Source organism: Chitinophaga sp., from assembly GCF_039596135.1.
Lineage (GTDB): Bacteria > Bacteroidota > Bacteroidia > Chitinophagales > Chitinophagaceae > Chitinophaga.
Genome location: NZ_JBCNKH010000075.1, coordinates 11,383 through 30,176 on the forward strand (window position 1 = coordinate 11,383; position 18,794 = coordinate 30,176).

Consider the following 18,794-nt stretch of genomic DNA (forward strand, 5'->3'; position numbering starts at 1 on the left):
AATGATCAGATCAGAAAGCACGGAAAAACGTTCCTGTCCGCTGGTAACACTGGAGGCCGGGTTGATAGTCACGGGTGGCGGTTTATCAGGCATCTGCTGTGCGGTGACCGCTGCCAGGGAAGGATTGAAAGTCGTACTGGTACAGGATAGAAGTGTGCTGGGCGGGAATGCCAGCAGTGAAATACGGTTATGGATTTTAGGCGCTACTTCTCATATGGGAAATAACAACCGGTGGGCCAGAGAAGGCGGTGTAATAGATGAGATACTGGTAGAAAATACTTACCGAAACCCGGAAGGCAACCCGGTAATACTGGACAGCATTCTATTGGATAAGGTAACTGCAGAACCCAATATTACTTTATTGCTGAACACCGCTGTGTATCATGTAGAAAAACGGGATAGTGAAACGATTTCTTTTTTGAGGGCTTTTTGTAGCCAGAACCAGACGGAGTATAAACTAATAGCGCCATTATTTTGCGATGCCTCCGGCGATGGGGTGGTAGGATTTTTATCGGGCGCTGCATTTAGAATGGGTGCTGAACCAATGGAAGAATTCAATGAACTGTTTGCTCCGCCGGAGAGCTATGGTGAGCTATTGGGTCATTCTCTTTATTTCTATTCAAAAGATACGGGCAGGCCGGTACAGTTTGTACCTCCTTCTTTTGCACTGATGGATATTACGCAAATTCCGAGGTTTCGTAGTTTCAATGCGAAGGAATTTGGCTGTAAACTCTGGTGGATTGAATATGGCGGCCGGATGGATACCGTGCATGATACAGAAAAAATAAAATGGGAACTCTGGAAGATTGTCTATGGTGTATGGAACTATATAAAAAACTCCGGTAACTTTCCTGAAGCGGAAACCCTGACACTGGAATGGGTGGGGATGATTCCCGGCAAGCGGGAAAGCCGCCGGTTTGAAGGTGATTATATTTTAAGGCAGCAGGATGTAATTGAACAACGCACGCATGAAGATGCGGTAGCGTTTGGGGGCTGGAGCCTGGATCTGCATCCTTCAGATGGTGTATATTCCGCACAGCCGGGATGTACACAATGGCATAGTAAGGGAGTGTACCAGATACCTTACCGTTGTTTGTATTCTAAAAATATTACGAACCTGTTCCTGGCAGGACGTATCATTAGTGCTTCGCACGTGGCCTTTGGGTCTTCGCGTGTGATGGCGACCAGTGCGTATGTAGCACAGGTGGCAGGAATGGCGGCAGTGCTTTGTACACAGACAGGTGTACTGCCTTCAAAAGTAGATATCCGGGCATTGCAGCAGCGATTGCTGCGCAGCGGACAGTTCATTCCGGGTATAAGTGGCGCTGATAAGGAAGACCTGGTACAGCAGGCCACCATTACAGCCAGTAGTGAGCTATCATTGGCTGTATTGGAAGAAGATGGGGTACCACAACCGCTGGATATTGCCGCGGCGCAGATGGTGCCGGTGCTGGCAGGAGCGCTTCCGGTTTTTAGTCTGCACGCTTATACTGAGGTGCATACTAAGTTACAGGCAGAAATAAGGAGTTGTTCCCGTATTGGTAGTTATACGCCCGATACGGTACTTGCTACTTTTGAATTCACACTTCACCCGGGGAAAAATAGTATACAACTCGTACCGGGTACGACCATTGATCAGGCGCAGTATGTGTTCGTTTTATTTCATAAAAATCCATTGGTAAGCATCAGCAGGTCTGCAAAGAGAATTACAGGGATGCTTGCTGTATTTAACACCATCAATCCGGCGGTGTCTAACTATGGCCGGCAGGCGGCACCCGATGGCATAGGCATAGATAGTTTTGAATTCTGGGTAGCGCAGCGCAGACCTGCAGGGCAGAATATTGCATTACATTTTGATAGTCCATTAGTGGGCTTCGGCGCTGACAATATCAGGAATGGTATTGCGCGGCCTACCACACAACCGAATGCGTGGGTGGCTGATCTGAACGACCCTTCGCCGGGTCTTACGCTTACATGGAACGCGGTAAAGCACATCAAAAAGCTTATCTTATCTTTCGATACAGATTTTGATCACCCAATGGAATCTGTGCTGATGTCGCACCCTGAAAATGTAATGGTGTTTTGTGTGCGGGACTATGCTATTTATGATGACAAAGACCAGTTAGTGTTTGAGAAAAAAGGAAATTATCAGACGAGAAATGTGATTGAATTCCACGAGGCCGTTAGTACGACAAGTCTGACGATCCGGTTTACACATCCTTCAGCCCATACGCCGGCTGCGGTTTTTGAAATACGAATGTATGAGAAAGATTAACCTGTTAACGATATGCTTATTGGTGTCTGTTGCGATCAAAGCACAGACTGTTGCCCTCGCGAACCACCAGTTGCGCATTGAGTGGCAGCAGACAAAGGAAGGATGGAAGGTAAAGAACCTGCGATTGGCCAACCAGTCTGTAGCACGCCCTTCGGGGGAATATACCTTACTGTATTCAGCAGAGAAGCCTGCGGATACGGCCGGCATTCATTTTCAAAGAGCAAATGGTTTGCCATGGCCGGATACGGCATACAAATACCAGATCAATGCCTGGAAGCAGGCTACTACACCGGTGGCGTTGAATACCGCCGGGGAGGTGTACAATTTTTTCCCTACACAGGCCAAACAGGTATCGCCTGCGGAAGTTGTATTTACATATTCGTCTCCTTTGTTTACAATAACAGCCGCATGGACACTGGATCATGGAGATATAAAAGTGAATATGCAGTTACAATGTAAAAAGATGGGGTATTATTCTTTATCAAGTTCTACAGCAGTAGTTATAGATAAAGCTGATATGGCGTGGGCAGTAATGCCGGGGTATTTTCAGGGGAATGCGTTTGAGCAGAATATGGTGCTGAGTTATGCGTATGGCCAGGGAGTACCGGAAATGCCGGTGCTGTACAGGGAAAGATGTGCAAGTACGTTCTGCCCTGTCATCACGACGAAAGAAAATGTTTCTATGGCTGTCATCCCCGATCCCGGCCTTGGCCGGGATCCGTGGGAAAGTGATCATAATACCCACCAGGTATGGCAGCTGGCACTTTCACATATGAACAGGCGATCCCAGCTTGCGCCTACGATTTATTATCCTGTGCTGGGGGAACCGTCTTCATTAAAGCAGCAGGGAGATAAAATCAATTTTGGGTACCGTTATAGAATTCAAAAGGGAGAATGGAATAAAGTATTGACTCATGCTATTAATGACGTGTATGGATTTAAAAAGGCCCTTTCTTTGCGACGAAATACCCAGTCACTCACCAGCAGAGTGGAACAGATGCATCACTACCTGCTGGACAGGCAAACTTCGTTGTGGAAGACCCACCAATTTAACGGGTTGACGATTGGTGGGCAGGCTTACCTGGGTGGTGTGGTTGGATCGAAAGGAGATGCGATTAAGAATGCTGATTATGGGGCGATGTGGATGCTGGCCAATACAAGTAATGATCAATATTTGAAAGACAGTGTGCTGCCGTATGCGTTGAATTTTAAATTAGCCCAGCAGCAAACGGGGCCGGGGTTCTTTCAGGGGGCTGCTACGGGGCAGTATTACCTGTCGGACAGCAAAACATTTACTGAGGAATGGGGCGATTTTGTGGAGCCGGTGAGTCTTACGTATTATGTGATGCTGGATATAGGGAACATCCTGCTGTTTGAGCCTGGTAATGATACGTTGAAAAACAGGCTGGCACTGGGTGCGGAATTGCTGATGAAGTGGCAAAAGCCGGATGGCAGCTGGGAGGTGGCGTACGATAGGCATACGCATCAACCGTTATTTACAGACATAAAAGATCTGCGGCCTACTTTTTATGGGTTGCTGGTGGCATACCGGATATTGAAAGAAAAGAAATACTTGGATGCCGCTATGCGGGGCGCAGATTGGTTTATAGCCAATGCGGTGAACAAAGGCCATTTTATTGGGGTGTGTGGAGACGCCCGGTATGCACCTGATTTTGCTACGGCGCAGTCGGCACAGGCACTGCTGGACTTGTATGATCTGACCCAGGATAAAAAATACCAGGAGGCGGCGGTTCGTACGGCAAAAATGTACCTGACCTCAATTTATACGCAGCCAGTGCCCAACAGGAAAATAAAAACGGTAAAGGGTGTGCAGCGGGAAGACTGGCAGATTTCGCAGGCGGGGCTAAGTTTTGAGCACGGGGGCATTATTGGTTCTGCAAATGGAGCCGGGCCGATCATGTTGTGTAGTCATGCCGGGATGTTTGTACGCATGTTTCAGCTTACAGGAGATAGTTTGTTTATAGACATGGCGCGGGCAGCGGCTATTGGGAGAGATGCGTTTGTAGATTCAGCTACGAGTGTGGCTACGTATTACTGGAATGCGATGAATAAGGGAGCAGGGCCTTACCCGCACCATGCATGGTGGCAGATAGGCTGGATTACGGATTATCTGCTTTCCGAGGCACAGTTACGATCCGGAAATAAGATCGTTTTTCCAAGGGGATTTGTTACGCCAAAAGTAGGGCCGCATGAATCTTATGGTTTTGCACCGGGGAGTGTTTATGGAATGCCCGCGAAGCTGATACATGAAGAGGGATTAGTGAAATGTGATAATCCGAATGTAGAGTATGTATTGGCAAAAGGAGATCAGGCTACGTTTGTCGTGCTGCTGAATGATGTAGGCTCCAGGGAAAAGGTGGATCTTCAATTAAAAGCGGGGAGAATTACAGACCTGGGTAGTGGCAAACAGGTAAATGATCGCTCAATGGTGCTGGAGGGGTATGGTATAAAAGTTTTAATGATACAATAATAATATTCGAATGGAGCAACTGGATTTTATCGTGATGGGAGTTTTTGCTTTATTAATACTCGGCATTGGCATGATGTTCACCCGCATAGGCAGCAAAAACTCATCCGCATTTTTTGAAGCAGGTGGCGCTACCCCGTGGTGGATTAATAGTATATCTCTTTTTATCAGTTATTTCTCTGCCGGCACCTTTGTCGTATGGGGTTCTATTGCTTACAAAAGTGGTTTTGTGGCCAATGGTATACAACTGACCATGGTATTTGGCGGCATGCTGGTGGCTCTTTTCATAGCCGCCAAATGGAAACGTACCGGTGCGGTTACTGCCGCTGAATATATAGGCAGGCGGCTGGGTACCGGCACCCAAAAATTCTATACGTTTCTTATTATGCTGCATGGACTTTTTACCACCGCTTCCGTATTGTATCCCGTAGGCAAAATGGTCAGTGTGGCTACTCCCCTTTCGCTGAATACATGTATTCTTATTATTGGTGGTGTGATTGTATTGTATACCTCAGCAGGTGGTTTATGGGCGGTGTTGGTGACAGATGTAGTACAGTTTGTGATACTGACAGCCGCTGTGATGATCGTGATTCCAATGGCACTGAAAGAAGCGGGTGGCATGCATTCTTTTGTAGACAAGGCACCGGATGGATTTTTCAATTTCTTCAATGCAGAATATTCTTTTGGTTTCTTCCTTGCATTCCTTGCCTATCAAACGGTGTATATAGGTGGTAACTGGGCATATGTACAGCGCTATACCAGCGTATCGAACGAGCGCAATTCGAAAAAAGTAGCCTGGCTGTTTACATTGCTATACCTTGTAAGTCCATTTATATGGATGCTCCCGCCTATGCTGTACAGGGTGATCAATCCTTCGCTCACCGGCCTGCAACCGGAAGGCGCTTATATGATGCTGTGTCAGCAGGTACTGCCTGCGGGATTGATTGGCCTGGTACTGTCAGGCATGATCTCTGCCAGTGCCAGCAAAGCTAATACGACAATTAATATTATGGCAGTGGTGTTTGCGCATGATGTGTATAAGAAGGCTTTTAACCGCAATGCTACGGAGAAATCTTTGGTACAGGCAGCGAGATTTTTTACGGTATTATTTGGGGCTATCACCATTGGTATTGCGATGATGGTACCTATGATCGGGGGGATTGTAGAAATGGTGCTGGCCACAGCTTCTATTGCAGGCGGTGCCTTGTTTGCGCCTGTTATCTGGACATTGTATTCCCGGAGACAGACGGCCACCTCTGTGATCAGCGCTTCTTTATGTGGATTAATCATCTCACTGGGATTAAAACTCTTTGGCGGTAAAATGGACCGTGTGTGGGAAACAGCGCTGGGAGTAGGTATACCAATAGTCGTATTATTGCTGTGGGAAGTGTACTACTACATTACCCAAAAAGAAGCTGCGCCCTCATTGCCTGCTGTTCCCACACAAACTGTGGAAGTAGAAAACAAAGATGCAAGGGCGCAGAATCAGTTTGGTATGAAAGTAATAGCATCGGCCATTGCTGTAGTAGGCGGTGGTATCGCCATCCTTGGCTTAGTAGCTACTGGTGGAACTGTTGCTTTTGTAACGGGATTGATTATAGCGATTTGCTCATTACCCCTGTTCCGTGCGGCGCAGCGGTATTCACACTGATCGCCACACCACCACCCGGTGCCAGCTTTTGCTTCAGTACTGTCTTATTAGTCACTACAATTTTCTTAATTGTATACTGCTGCGGATGCACCTGCCAGCTGATATCTTTATCATCCGCATACACCGTAGCAGTATACTTTTTCCCTGCCGGTAAAAAGTCAAATTTAATCACCGCCTCGCGTGCATTTTCATCTGTGATACCACCGATGTACCATTCTTCTTTTCCCTTCGCCTTGCGGGCAATGGTAATATAATCGCCTGGCTCAGCTTCCAGCACATAAGTATTATCCCAGTCTACCGCTACATCTTTAATAAACTGAAATGCATCGGCGAACTTATTATAATTCACCGGCAAGTCCGCCGCCATTTGCAACGGGCTATACATCGTTACATACAGCGCCAGTTGTTTTACCAGTGTAGTACTCAGCTTCGCCTTACTCTTTCCGTATACCGACAGGTTGCCTTCAAAAATACCCGGTGTGTAATCCATTGGTCCACCCATCAATCTCGTAAATGGCAGCACACAGGTATGATCAGGCCTGTTCCCGCCAAAAGATTCGAACTCCGTTCCCCGCGCAGATTCCTGGGCTAACCAGTTCGGCCATGTACGGCATAAACCGGTAGGGCGCACTGCTTCGTGAGAGTCTACCATTATTTCATACTTAGCTGCCTTTTGTGCCACATGCAGGTAATGGTTCACCATATACTGCCCGTCGTGGTATTCGCTATGTGGTTGTATAGGACCTACATAACCCGTCTTCACGGAATTGTAACCATTGTCTACCATAAACTGGAAAGCATCGTCCAGCTGCCGTTCGTAGTTCGTCACGGAAGAAGTCGTTTCATGGTGCATGATGATCTTTACATGCTTTGAAGCGGCATAGCGGTGCAGTTCCTGTACATCAAAATCAGGATATGCTTTTGTAAAGCTATAGATATGCTCTTTTACATTTGCCGTACAATCTTCCCAACCTTCGTTCCAGCCTTCTACCAGTACTGCATCAAAACCATTCTTTGCGGCAAAGTCAACCAGTTCTTTTACATGGGCTGTATTGGCACCATGGTGGCCATTAGGTGGTAGTGCCTTGTAATCTGTTTTGCCAATGATGATGTCCTGGTTGTCCGTATACTGCCAGGTAGAACCCCCACCGGTAAAGTACTCCCACCATACACCTACGTATTTTACAGGATGAATCCAGCTGGGGTCTTCAATCGCACAAGGTTCATTCAGGTTCAGTATCAGGGTAGATGCCAGTATCTGCCGGGCATCATCACTCACAATCACCGTTCTCCACGGGCTGGTTTTACCTGTTTGAACGTATCCCCTGTTGCCCAGTTTATCAGGCGTGAGGTGTGCACTCAGTACAAAATGCTGGTCATCCACATTCAGGCACATAGCAGGAAAATCAACCAGTGCTGCTTCATGGATATTGACATACAAACCATCATCTGATTTCAGCATAAGGGGTGTTTGCACGGCCAGGTCAGGTGTGGGTGAATTTGCCGCCATCGGCTCTCTCGCCTTGTCGATCAGGGAATGAATCTCTGAAATCCTGGAAGTCACTGTTTCAAACTCATTCGTATCGTAGTCTCCTGGCAACCAGAACGCCTTGTAATCTTTGGCCAGGTTAAACTCGGTCACTTCGTTCTGAATGGTGAGATGACGCAGGTTCGGCTGAACGGGGAATTCATACCTGAAGCCCAGCCCATCGTTGAATAAACGGAACCGGAGATCCAGTTCTCTGCCTGTGGCGGCCTGGGTGAGCTGTACAAATAATTCGTTGTGATGGTCCCTGATGTCTTTTTGTTGGCCCCAAACCGGTTGCCAGGTCTGGTCTTCTGATGTAGTGGCAGTACCTTTGACGGTAAAGTTGCTACTGAACGAGCCCAGTTGCCTGAGCTCAAATCCCAGTTTACTTTCATTGATCACTGTCCTGCCCTTATACTGTAACGTGTAAACAGGCACACCACCGTTCAGTTTAAAAGCTAAGATAAAATTCCCATCCGGTGATTTTAACTCCTGTGCATGGACTGAAAGCATAGACAGGAGCGCACATAAGCATGATAGATAAAAGCTGCGCATAATTTAAAATATTGACCTTGAATAACTAATAAAGTTATCGTCAACGCACCTTACTTATGCATAACAGGCATCACCTTACAATCTGACGGTGGTCATCACTTAAGCTTCTTCCTTCAGCGCGTCGTTGAATTTCTTCACCGCTTTTTTATCTTCTTCAATTGCTGCAGGCAGGTTCCTGCCATGGCATTGACTATATGGTTTCATACTACCGCAATAACACTTAGCCCCTATCTTCTTCCCTTCTGACAAGAATAGCAGCAGGTTATTAAACAGTGCATCATAATGGTTATAAACATTACCAGTATAGGTATTGAAATTCACCTTACCATCTTCCAGTACAGTACCATACTGTACGAGAAAATCTTTCAGGTCTGCCAGCGCAATCAGGTGGTCTACCAAGGGGTTATTGCTGGTGCTTACCCGTATATGCTTTTCATCAGGCGTGATGTTGTCGTCAGGAATAAAGAGCATTTGTGTTACAGATGCCAGTGGAGTGGCCACGTAAATTAAATCCCCGTTTTCATTCTCCCACGCTGCTGCCGGTGCTGCCTCACAGATAAACTCACTCAACCACACGGCCCATCCCCTCACTATACGGCCTTCTTTCTTTACATAACCAGGTTGTACAGGAATAATCTCATACTCATACGCCGACCCTACACGATCGATCAGTTGCTGCACTGCAGGCGTAATTTCAATTGGACTTGTCATACTTTAAAATTAATACCCCTGCAAGTTAAGGATTTTCCATTCTCCAGAATTCCCACAGAATTGCCCTTTACCTTCACTACTTGTATAAATAACAATAATTAGAAGGGTAAACAGCCTGTCTTTCGGCGGGCTGGATTATATTTCTCTCTCCATGGCGGCCTTTGTAGCGCGGTCTATCCATCTTTCCGGCAGTAAAGAAACCAGGAAAATCTGTACCGCATGCGGCCAGTAAGGGATCACCTGTTTCTTTCCACATCCTACAATCTTTAATACATGCTTCGCAAATGTTGCCGCTGATGGCCGCATAAAGGTAACCGGCTTTATATTGGATGCTGTATGAACACTGGCAACAATCAGTGAAATAACTTCTACATTTTCCAGTTCACGCGCCAGTGAAATGGAGAATGCATTATTGTAGGCTTTCGTACCGGCATATACTGCTAAATAAGGAGGCGGCATTAACGCTGCGTAGGAAGAGACATTCAAAATAAGCGCAGGCTTATGCATCAGTGGCAATACATGCCTGGTCAGCTTTGTAGGATAAGTTACATTCAAATCAATCGTACTATCAATTTCCCTGGCAGATACAAAGCTTTCTATTGGCCCTACACCAACATTATTTACCAATACAGTCAATGGAATGCCTATAGGCAGATCCCACTCTCCATGCATGAGATGAACTACCTTACACGCAGGATTGATAGCTTTTATCTCCTGCGTAACAAGGGTTAACTTTTCTTTATTCCGACCATGAATCACTAAATTAAATCCTTTGCTAGCCAGTTCAAGCGCGATGGCCTTTCCAATGCCATCAGTAGCTCCTGTGACCAATGCATATGCATCAGGAACCAGGTACCGCGTTATTTTAGAAGGCTTCAAATATGGATATACAAAATAAAAAACAACACCCAAAAACAGCAAAAAATAGCCCATATAAAAATTTTGGGCAAAGATTGGCATCGATAGAATAATATGGAATGGATGAATGACGGTCCGTTATGGATCATTTGCGGTTTCGGGTTCTAAATGCCTGTGGCGACTCCCCTGTTGCATTTGTAAAATACCGCGTGAAATATCCCTGATCATGGTACCCTATTGAAAAAGCAATCTCTTTTATCGTTAAATCTGTACCTGATAGCAAGCGCCTGGCTTCTGCTACGACTGCCTGTTGTACCCAAAAACTCACCGGTGAACCAGTGGCTGCTTTTACTACTTCATTCAAATAAGAAGGGGTAATGTTTAACTTTCCGGCATATTCACCTGCACTTTTCATTTCTCTGAAATGCAGCAATACAAGCCGTTTAAAGGCCGCTGTCAGATCTCTTCTGCGGGATGTCACCTCAACAGCAGGAACGTTTTTTTTATACACCTCTGCGATCATTCCAATACATGCATCTAACAATGAGATTCTCACTTCATGAAAGCCCGTATTCATTTTATTCAACAATGCAAGGCATTCTGCCAAATAACCGGCTGACAATTCATCGATATGGAGCGCCGGACAGGGAAAATGATATTTTACATGCTCCACTCCTGCTGTTACTATCCAGGCAGTAGTATTATCGCTTACAGACAACGTTTCATACACCTGGCCAGGACTGATACACAACAGCATTTTATTGGCTAATTTCACCTCATTACCATCTACGAATATTTCACTTTTACCACTTTCCTGAAATATAAACAGGAAATGATCATTTCTTCTGTGCGGTGGTTTATCTTCTAATCCTCCATCAAATCTATACACCTGGAAATCGCCCTCTTTCAATACTACCGGAATACCCATCTGCTTTATTTTATCATACCCACGCAAAATAAGTTAAATATTTAACCATTAAAACCTTAACTTCGCCCCAGCATGACGAAGAACCAGACGTTTTCAGATTTTACGGATTCTCTTGGCACCCTCACCGGGGCCTTCAAAGCCCGGATCCGTGCTTTCTTCAAAGAGCAGGACATCCCGCTTACGACCGAAATGCTGCAGGTGATGCGCGTACTCTGGAAAAAAGACGGGGTGAAACAGCAGGAGATCGCCGACGCAATCTCCAAAGACAAGGTAAGTATCGTATACCTGCTGGATAATATGACCAAAAGGGGACTTTTGGAACGCAGGGAAGACATGGCCGATCGCAGGAACAAGATCATCATCCTCACCGCCGAAGGCCGGAAAATGCAAAACATTGTCGAACCGGGACTGGATGAACTGATGGCCGAGGCCGTAAGAAATGTGTCAAAAGACGACCTGGTAAAAGCCACCGGCATTTTTCAGACAATCACAAAAACATTACTGGAAGGGTAGTGCTTTTTTTTGCTTATATAGTTAAACATTTAACGGTTTAAATTAGCACTAGTGTAACAGTTGTAGGTTTAAATACGACCAGGGGAATATTCTTATTTCCCTGGTTTTAAAATATTTAGTTCTGTTGTACAATTTTATTGTACATCTACCGAATGTAGACATGAATCACGGGTGTATTCCTATACCTGTGCTTTTTGATGCTACCTACAATATGATTACCTTTGTTCATTATGTCAGCAATACATTTTTACAAATACCAGGGGACCGGCAATGACTTCGTCATTATGGACAATCGCAACGGCCAATATGATTCTCTCACTACAGAACAGGTACACTTTCTCTGTGACCGCCGCTTTGGCATCGGCGCAGATGGCCTTATGCTCCTGAACAACTACGAAGGCTATGATTTTGGTATGAAGTATTACAACGCTGACGGCCGGGAAAGTAGTATGTGTGGCAATGGGGGGCGCTGCCTGGTAGCCTTTGCCCGCAAAATGGGCCTGAATAGCGAGGTATTACGCTTTATGGCCATTGATGGCCCGCATGAAGCTACCATGAAAGGAACTGATTGGGTAAACCTGAAAATGCAGGATGTGAACGGGGTAGAGATCGGCAACCTGTACTTTTACCTCAATACCGGCTCACCACACTTTGTAAAGTTTGTAGAGGATGTAAAAGCCCTCGATGTATTTGAAGAAGGCAGACAAATCCGCTACAATGACCGTTTCAAAGCCGTGGGTACCAATGTGAACTTTGTGCAGCCTACTAATAATGGCATTTTTGTGCGCACTTATGAAAGAGGCGTGGAAGATGAGACCTACTCATGCGGTACCGGCGTTACCGCTGCTGCCCTGATGACTTCCGGCACGGAAGAAAAGACTTATACTGTACCGGTACAAACGCTCGGCGGGGGCCTGGAAGTACGTTTTACCAAAACCGGCGAACGCACTTATGAAAACATCTGGCTGTGTGGGCCTGCTACCCTTGTATTTGAAGGAGATATCAATATATCCACAAAATAGCCAGGCAGAGCACGCTGTTAATTAATAATTAAGCAATATGCTTTCTTACTAATTATTCTACCTTTGCGCCCGGATGATTCAATACTTCAAAAATATAGACGCACGGACGGTTGAGATCAAAACGCCTGAAAACGGCGCCTGGGTGAATATTACCCCTCCCCTCAGGCAGGCTGAGTTCGAACAGCTCTCCGAAGAGCTGGATATCCCACTCGACTTCCTCACCGACTCCTTAGATATTGATGAAAGATCCCGCTATGAGCTGGAAGACAATGTGAAACTCATCGTTATCAAAACCCCCACAGAGAACAATTCTATCAATGAAAGCGATGCGTATTATATCACAATTCCGATTGTGATCATTCTGACGCATAACCAGATCCTGACAGTCAATTCGTTCGACAACGCAGCCATCAATAAGTTCCTCAACACCTTCCATAACCGCCATCCCGAAAAGCGGAATATGATGGTACTGAAGATCTTCGAAAAAGTAGTCGTGAACTTCCTCGACTACCTGAAAGAGATCAACCAGCGTAGGAATATATTGGAACAGAAACTGTACGACAGCAACCGAAACGAAGAACTGCTGTACATCATGCGGATTCAAAAGAGCCTCGTGTACTTTGTGACAGCCCTGCGGAGTAATGAACTGTTGCTCATGAAACTCGAGCGGACCAACTTCCTCGGGTTGAACGAAGATGAAAAAGAATTCCTCCATGACCTGATTGTAGATACCTCACAGGCGCTTGAAATGGCGAATGTGTATACAAATATCATGGGTAGTTCCATGGATGCGTTTGCAAGTATCATTTCGAATAACCTGAACCTGGTAATGAAGCGGCTCACCTCAATTACCATCGTACTCACGTTTCCCATGCTGGTGGCGAGTATTTATGGCATGAACGTAGATATTCCGTTTCAGCGAAATGCACACGCGTTTTATATTCCGGTGATGATTTCAATTATTATTTCAGTGATCATCAGCTGGTATTTTATGAAGAAGAAATGGTTTTAATATGGCAGCTATGTTCAACGTGCGGGTTTATGGTATTATGATCAATGACCAAAAACAAGTACTGGTTAGCGACGAGTATATCAAAGGAAATTATTTTACGAAATTTCCAGGTGGCGGCATGGAGTTTGGCGAAGGAACCCTGGAATGTATTGTACGCGAATGGAAGGAAGAACTGAACCAGGATGTGGCAGTGGTAGAACATCTGTATACCACCGACTTTTTCCAGATTTCTGCATTCGACAACGAGACACAGATTATTTCTATTTATTACCTCGTCACACCACTATCGCCATTTGTAGCGCCTTTGCTGACAAAACCATTTGATTTTGAGGTACCCGAAGGTGTGACAGATGTAGAAGCTGCCCGCTGGATTGACTGGGCTGATTTTTCTGCGGAGTCCGTACACCTGCCGATCGATAAAGTAGTGGCCACACTGCTGAAAACGAAATATTAAGCTTCCTCCCGCCCCATTGCCGCTATCTTCATCCGCTCCGTCGTTTCCTTACCCAGGTATTTCTCAACCCGCCCTTCCAGGAAATAAATCAACGGTGTGAGCACGATCGCCATGATAAACTTATACGTATAGTTCACCACACAAATCGCCAGCACCTGCTGCCAGCTCCAGCCCTTCCCTATCTTAAATGCTATAAACAATACTATAAAACTGTCTACTAACTGACTGATTATAGTAGACCCCGTAGCCCTCAGCCACACATGCTTCTCCCCCGTTGCTCTCTTAATGCGATGAAACACCGTCACATCCACAATCTGGCTCACCAAAAACGCCATGATACTCGCAAAAATGATCCACATGCCCTGTCCGAAAATACTGCCAAATGCATCCTGCATATTCGGTACCCCATCCTGTACACTGGAACCCAGCCACCAGTCTGCCGCCGGCACCCTGATCGCGACATAAAACATGAGGAAAGCATATGAAATCAACGCCACCGCTATATAAGAGATTCTTCTCACTGCCTTAGGACCAAAATATTCATTCACCACATCCGTCAGCACAAATTCCAGTGGCCATAACAATACCCCACAGGTGAGATTGAAAGACAATCCCGGATACCCGAAAATGGTGAATGTATGTACCGGCAACCCCAATAGCCTTTCCAGGGAAAAGATTTTACCACCTATACACTCAGCAATCAATGCATTCGCCACAAAAAAACTGCAGAAAATCAGGAATAACTTCGTCGGCTTATCTTTCAGTAAATTGTTTATCATCAGAAAAGGAAGTAGAATTGAAGAAGTAATATAAGAAGATTTATAATAAATACATAGGGCGGCAGCTGGGCTACGCTCAGTTTATGCCTGAGCAGCATAATAACAGCAATTACCAACGTAATCAAATTCAGCGGAAATGCCACAAACATCCCCATCGGCAGCACGAATTTCAATAATTCGCCAAAATTGTCTTTTATATCAATGTATCGGGATACCTCAGCCAGCGCGAAACACAGGTTGCAGATAAATGCCAGTTTTAAGAAGAATCGTAACCTGTCCATATTGAAATTTCGGATAAATTACAGTTATTTTGCTTTCTTCAAAAAAAATTTGTGACCGAAAAACACAACTGCCCATGCAAATTGCAATTTCAGTAGTCATATGCTCTTATAACAGGGAAGCCTATATCATACAGGCTATCGATAGCCTGTACCAGCAGGACCTTGACAAAAAACTGTATGAGGTGATTGTGGTGGATAACAATAGCCAGGATAACACCGCTGAAAAAGTAAGGGAATACATGGCCTCACACCCCGATATGCAGCTCTCCTATCACCTGGAAAAGCGCCAGGGTGCTTCGTATGCACGCAACACAGGGGCAGAGCTGTCTACCGGCAGGCTGATTTGCTGTATGGATGATGACGCCGTGGCCATGCCAGGGTACTTACAGAATATCATTACTTTCTTTGATACACATCCGGACGCCACCGGTCTCGGCGGCCGTATTATTCCCCGGTATATTCCCGCTGAACCAAAGTGGATGTCGCATTATGTGTCATCCCTGGTGGGGAACTTTGATTATAGTCCGGAGACAAAGCCATTTGACAACGGACGTTATCCCCTGGAATCTAATATGATAGTGAAAAGGGAAGATTTCTTTGCCGTGAAAGGATTCAACACCAGCCTGCCCGGGGTGAAAGGCACCCTGCGGATCGGAGGCGAAGGTAAGGAGTTCTTTTACAAGCTGATAGAAAGAGGTGGAGTGATCTGGTATGATCCAACAGTGATTGTACACCACGTGGTGGAGGTAAAGAAGCTCACGGCTGAGTATATGTACAGGGTGGCTTCGGGCATTGGTCGCGGGGAAAAAGTGAGGATGAAGGAGAAAGGCAGTGGAGCTACCTTTAAGAAAGGAATAGAGTACTTATTTAAGTTAGGCGCTTCCATAGTGATAGGTGGGTATTATTTGTTGCAGGGCAGGCCGGCAAAGTCATGGCCGGTGATCCAGTTCAGGATTGACGTATTGAAGGGGTTCTGGGAGCCGGTGCACCTGCCGGAGACGCATTCTTAAGCGAGTCCAGCCCTTACTTATTATATATTCCATAATATATTACCTTTACGCACTCATAAACAAGGAACTAACTATATGAAACCTGATTGGTTCAAGAAATTTCTGCCACATATCATCGCAATCGGTGTACTCCTGTTGCTGGCAATCATCTATTGCAAACCAGTGCTGGACGGCCAGGTCCTGGCACAGGGCGATAATATCCAATGGCAGGCCATGGCTAAGCAATCGCTCGATTACAAAGCTGCCCATGGCCAGGCCCCTCTCTGGACCAACAGTATGTTCGGCGGGATGCCTTCTTACCAGATCGTGCTGGAAAGCCGCGAGCCTTTCAACATCTCCGATCTTGGCAGTGTATTCACCCTCTGGATGCCCAAGCCGATCAACTTCTTCTTCCTGGCGGGCCTCTCCTTCTACCTGCTTTGCATGGTACTGGGCGTACGCTCCTGGATTGGCTTGCTGGGCGCCGTCGCCTATGCTTATTCCAGCTATGATCCCATTATCGTAGGTGCGGGTCACGACACCAAGATGATGGCCATCGCTTACCTGCCTGCAGTGCTGGCGGGTATTATTATGCTCACACAAAAGAAATACATCAAAGGGCTGGCAGTGACAGCACTGTTCATGTCCCTCCTCATTGCTTCGAACCACATGCAGGTCACCTATTATTTCTTCCTGCTGCTAGGCGTGCTGGGGATTGTATTTGCCATCTATACTATCCGTGCAAAAGATTTTAAGCACCTGATCATTACCGGTGTACTGGTAGTAGCTGCCACCGGTTTGAGCGTAGCTGTGAATACCATGTCAATGTGGACCACCTATGAGTATTCTAAAGAAACCATTCGTGGTGGTAAGTCAGAACTCACACAAAAAGCTGCCGATACCAAAGGCAGTGGCCTCGACAAGGAATATGCGTTCCGCTGGAGCTATGGCATTTTTGAAACGTTTACATTCATAGTGCCCAACCTGTACGGCGGTAGCTCACAGGGTGAACTGGGAGAAGGTTCCAATACCTATAAAACCCTGAAGTCCCTGGGCGTACCTGACCAACAAGCCACCCAGATGATCAAGGCATGGCCCCTGTACTGGGGTGAACAACCGGGTACCTCCGGTCCGGTATACCTTGGTATCGTCATTTGCTTCCTGGCCATCTTTAGTTTCAGACTAATCAATTCATGGCATAAATGGTGGATACTGGCCATCTCCATACTGGCCGTGCTGATGAGCTATGGTAGCAACCTCGCATTCTTCAACTATGCCCTGTTCGACTACCTGCCATTCTACAATAAGTTCAGGGCGCCAAGCATGGTATTGATCATTCCACAGCTCACACTGGTCATACTGGCAGTGATGGGCGTACAGGCTTTGCTGGACCCTGCATTGAAGAAAGCAGACCTGGTGAATAACCTGAAGCGCTCCGGTATAGCGATGGCTGTTATTTTAGGTATACTGCTGTTACTGTCTGCTACCCTGAGCTGGTCTAACAATGCAGACCAGATGATGGCACAGCAGTTCAAACAAATGGCAGGCGGTAATGATGATATTGCCACTCAGCTCATGCGTGCATTGCATGCGGATAGAGCTGCTATTTACAGAAGCGATGTGTTCCGGGCCATCATTTTGTTTGCACTCGCGTTTGGACTGATCTGGTATTATCTGAAAGATAAGATCAAAATGCAGTGGCTCGCTGGTGGTTTGATCCTGCTGGTATTGTTCGATTTACTGCAGGTAGATACCCGTTACCTGAATACTGACAATTATGTAGAGGAATCCAAATACCAGGGTAACTTCAGTCCTTCACCTGCTGATCAGCAGATTGCGGAAGATAAAGACCCTTATTTCAGGGTGTTTAATGTAACGCATAGCGATCCATTTAGCGATGCGATGACATCTTATTTTCATAATTCAGTAGGCGGATATCACGCGGCAAAGCTGATCCTGTACCAGGATCTGATCGAAAACCAGATCAGCAGGAACAATATCAATGTGCTGAATATGCTGAATGCGAAGTATATAATTGCCCCAGGTCAGCAGGGACAGCAGGTAATACAAAGGAATCCGCAGGCTTTGGGAAATGCATGGTTTGTAAAGAACATCCTGTGGGTACCAAATGCTGATGCGGAAATGAAGGCGCTCGATAACCTGAATACAAAAGATACCGTGGTGATTGATCAGCGTTTTAAACCTGCGGTGAATGCACAACCCGTGTACGATTCAGCAGCAACGATTGCTTTGGTGAAGAATGATGTAGATCAGATCAGTTATACCTCAAATGCCGCTACGCCACAGTTTGCAGTGTTTAGTGAGGTGTATTATAAAGAAGGCTGGAAGGCGTATATTGATGGTGTGGAAACACCGTATGTGAGAGCAGATTATGCGCTGAGAGGCTTACCCGTACCGGCAGGCAAACACGAGATTGTGTTTAAGTTCCATCCAAAGAGTTACTACCTGGGCGATAAGATTGGATTCTTTAGTTCCCTTATCGTAATGTTGTTATTGATTGGAGCAGTAGTAATGGAGTTCAGGAAAAAGAAAGAAAAAGAGGTTGGCTCAAAAATAAAATAACCTCCTGAGAATCACTTAAAACGATGCCTGTCTCCATCAGGTATCCGAATAAAAACAGCCTGTATTCTATGTTGAAAAACAAGGCTTGAGAAAAAAAGAATAAAAAAAGATCTATAAGGGCTGGTTCTGCGGAACCGGCCTTTATTATTCCTATAAAAACAATCTTC

At 45.9% G+C, this 18,794-nt stretch carries 15 protein-coding genes; 9 read left to right on the plus strand and 6 right to left on the minus strand.

Annotated elements, in window-relative coordinates:
* Nucleotide 1 precedes the first annotated feature (1 nt).
* The 3 genes from ABDW16_RS26700 to ABDW16_RS26710 are packed head-to-tail and all read left to right on the plus strand — an operon-like array spanning nucleotide 2 to nucleotide 6,414.
* A complete protein-coding gene (locus ABDW16_RS26700) occupies nucleotides 2–2,275 on the plus strand; it encodes an FAD-dependent oxidoreductase (RefSeq protein ID WP_343674057.1) in 2,274 nt (757 codons plus the stop codon).
* A complete protein-coding gene (locus tag ABDW16_RS26705; protein WP_343674058.1) occupies nucleotides 2,262–4,766 on the plus strand; it encodes a glycerophosphoryl diester phosphodiesterase in 2,505 nt (834 codons plus the stop codon). Before ABDW16_RS26700 ends, ABDW16_RS26705 begins: the two co-directional genes overlap by 14 nt.
* A gap of 10 nt (nucleotides 4,767–4,776) precedes the next feature.
* On the plus strand, nucleotides 4,777–6,414 hold the full coding sequence (locus ABDW16_RS26710; RefSeq protein WP_343674059.1) for a sodium:solute symporter family protein: 1,638 nt from the start codon (nucleotides 4,777–4,779) through the stop codon (nucleotides 6,412–6,414).
* Here the strand turns inward: ABDW16_RS26710 and ABDW16_RS26715 are convergent.
* From ABDW16_RS26715 to ABDW16_RS26730, 4 genes are all read right to left on the minus strand, one after another.
* The gene (locus tag ABDW16_RS26715; RefSeq protein WP_343674060.1) at nucleotides 6,359–8,497 is read right to left on the minus strand and encodes a glycoside hydrolase family 97 protein; all 2,139 of its coding nucleotides are present in this window, start codon (nucleotides 8,495–8,497) and stop codon (nucleotides 6,359–6,361) included. The two genes, ABDW16_RS26710 and ABDW16_RS26715, sit on opposite strands and share 56 nt — an antisense overlap.
* 99 nt (nucleotides 8,498–8,596) lie before the next feature.
* On the minus strand, nucleotides 8,597–9,208 hold the full coding sequence (locus ABDW16_RS26720; RefSeq protein WP_343674061.1) for a hypothetical protein: 612 nt from the start codon (nucleotides 9,206–9,208) through the stop codon (nucleotides 8,597–8,599).
* Nucleotides 9,209–9,343: 135 nt separating this feature from the next.
* Nucleotides 9,344–10,141, minus strand: a complete 798-nt coding sequence (locus tag ABDW16_RS26725; protein WP_343674062.1) for an SDR family NAD(P)-dependent oxidoreductase — start codon at nucleotides 10,139–10,141, stop codon at nucleotides 9,344–9,346.
* Nucleotides 10,142–10,211: 70 nt separating this feature from the next.
* Entirely contained in the window at nucleotides 10,212–10,994 is a 783-nt protein-coding gene (locus ABDW16_RS26730) for an AraC family transcriptional regulator (RefSeq protein WP_343674063.1), read from the minus strand.
* Nucleotides 10,995–11,066: 72 nt separating this feature from the next.
* On the opposite strand from ABDW16_RS26730, the gene ABDW16_RS26735 reads away from it, so the two are divergent.
* The 4 genes from ABDW16_RS26735 to ABDW16_RS26750 all read left to right on the plus strand — a co-directional run bounded on the left by ABDW16_RS26735 (nucleotide 11,067) and on the right by ABDW16_RS26750 (nucleotide 13,995).
* Entirely contained in the window at nucleotides 11,067–11,507 is a 441-nt protein-coding gene (locus tag ABDW16_RS26735; protein ID WP_343674064.1) for a MarR family winged helix-turn-helix transcriptional regulator, read from the plus strand.
* 230 nt (nucleotides 11,508–11,737) lie between these two features.
* Nucleotides 11,738–12,529, plus strand: a complete 792-nt coding sequence (dapF, locus tag ABDW16_RS26740) for a diaminopimelate epimerase (protein WP_343674065.1) — start codon at nucleotides 11,738–11,740, stop codon at nucleotides 12,527–12,529.
* Nucleotides 12,530–12,602: 73 nt separating this feature from the next.
* Nucleotides 12,603–13,541: a magnesium transporter CorA family protein gene (locus ABDW16_RS26745; RefSeq protein ID WP_343674066.1), complete on the plus strand. Its 939-nt coding sequence runs from the start codon at nucleotides 12,603–12,605 to the stop codon at nucleotides 13,539–13,541.
* A gap of 1 nt (nucleotide 13,542) precedes the next feature.
* Complete coding sequence (locus tag ABDW16_RS26750; protein WP_343674067.1) at nucleotides 13,543–13,995, plus strand: NUDIX domain-containing protein; 453 nt, start codon at nucleotides 13,543–13,545, stop codon at nucleotides 13,993–13,995.
* Here the strand turns inward: ABDW16_RS26750 and ABDW16_RS26755 are convergent.
* The gene (locus ABDW16_RS26755) at nucleotides 13,992–14,774 is read right to left on the minus strand and encodes a queuosine precursor transporter (RefSeq protein WP_343674068.1); all 783 of its coding nucleotides are present in this window, start codon (nucleotides 14,772–14,774) and stop codon (nucleotides 13,992–13,994) included. The genes ABDW16_RS26750 and ABDW16_RS26755 overlap by 4 nt on opposite strands.
* A 355-nt stretch (nucleotides 14,775–15,129) precedes the next feature.
* Between ABDW16_RS26755 and ABDW16_RS26760 the strand changes: the two genes are divergently transcribed.
* Nucleotides 15,130–16,065 carry a glycosyltransferase gene (locus ABDW16_RS26760; protein WP_343674069.1) on the plus strand — a complete coding sequence of 312 codons (936 nt, stop codon included), beginning with the start codon at nucleotides 15,130–15,132 and terminating at the stop codon, nucleotides 16,063–16,065.
* A 75-nt stretch (nucleotides 16,066–16,140) separates the two neighbouring features.
* Nucleotides 16,141–18,627, plus strand: coding sequence for a YfhO family protein (locus tag ABDW16_RS26765; RefSeq protein ID WP_343674070.1), 2,487 nt, complete (start codon nucleotides 16,141–16,143; stop codon nucleotides 18,625–18,627).
* Here ABDW16_RS26765 and ABDW16_RS26770 read toward each other — a convergent pair.
* Nucleotides 18,584–18,794, minus strand: a 211-nt coding sequence (locus ABDW16_RS26770; RefSeq protein ID WP_343674071.1) for a hypothetical protein, incomplete at its 5' end; no start/stop codon positions are given. The two genes, ABDW16_RS26765 and ABDW16_RS26770, sit on opposite strands and share 44 nt — an antisense overlap.

Excerpts from the sequence above, each read along its gene's own strand:
- ABDW16_RS26720 (WP_343674061.1), bottom strand. The coding sequence starts at position 9,208 with ATGACAAGTCCAATTGAAATTACGCCTGCAGTGCAGCAACTGATCGAT.
- ABDW16_RS26715 (WP_343674060.1), bottom strand. The coding sequence starts at position 8,497 with ATGCGCAGCTTTTATCTATCATGCTTATGTGCGCTCCTGTCTATGCTT.
- ABDW16_RS26745 (WP_343674066.1), top strand. The coding sequence starts at position 12,603 with ATGATTCAATACTTCAAAAATATAGACGCACGGACGGTTGAGATCAAA.
- ABDW16_RS26725 (WP_343674062.1), bottom strand. The coding sequence starts at position 10,141 with ATGGGCTATTTTTTGCTGTTTTTGGGTGTTGTTTTTTATTTTGTATAT.
- ABDW16_RS26735 (WP_343674064.1), top strand. The coding sequence starts at position 11,067 with ATGACGAAGAACCAGACGTTTTCAGATTTTACGGATTCTCTTGGCACC.
- ABDW16_RS26710 (WP_343674059.1), top strand. The coding sequence starts at position 4,777 with ATGGAGCAACTGGATTTTATCGTGATGGGAGTTTTTGCTTTATTAATA.
- ABDW16_RS26760 (WP_343674069.1), top strand. The coding sequence starts at position 15,130 with ATGCAAATTGCAATTTCAGTAGTCATATGCTCTTATAACAGGGAAGCC.
- dapF (WP_343674065.1), top strand. The coding sequence starts at position 11,738 with ATGTCAGCAATACATTTTTACAAATACCAGGGGACCGGCAATGACTTC.
- ABDW16_RS26700 (WP_343674057.1), top strand. The coding sequence starts at position 2 with ATGATCAGATCAGAAAGCACGGAAAAACGTTCCTGTCCGCTGGTAACA.
- ABDW16_RS26765 (WP_343674070.1), top strand. The coding sequence starts at position 16,141 with ATGAAACCTGATTGGTTCAAGAAATTTCTGCCACATATCATCGCAATC.
- ABDW16_RS26755 (WP_343674068.1), bottom strand. The coding sequence starts at position 14,774 with ATGATAAACAATTTACTGAAAGATAAGCCGACGAAGTTATTCCTGATT.
- ABDW16_RS26730 (WP_343674063.1), bottom strand. The coding sequence starts at position 10,994 with ATGGGTATTCCGGTAGTATTGAAAGAGGGCGATTTCCAGGTGTATAGA.
- ABDW16_RS26705 (WP_343674058.1), top strand. The coding sequence starts at position 2,262 with ATGAGAAAGATTAACCTGTTAACGATATGCTTATTGGTGTCTGTTGCG.
- ABDW16_RS26750 (WP_343674067.1), top strand. The coding sequence starts at position 13,543 with ATGGCAGCTATGTTCAACGTGCGGGTTTATGGTATTATGATCAATGAC.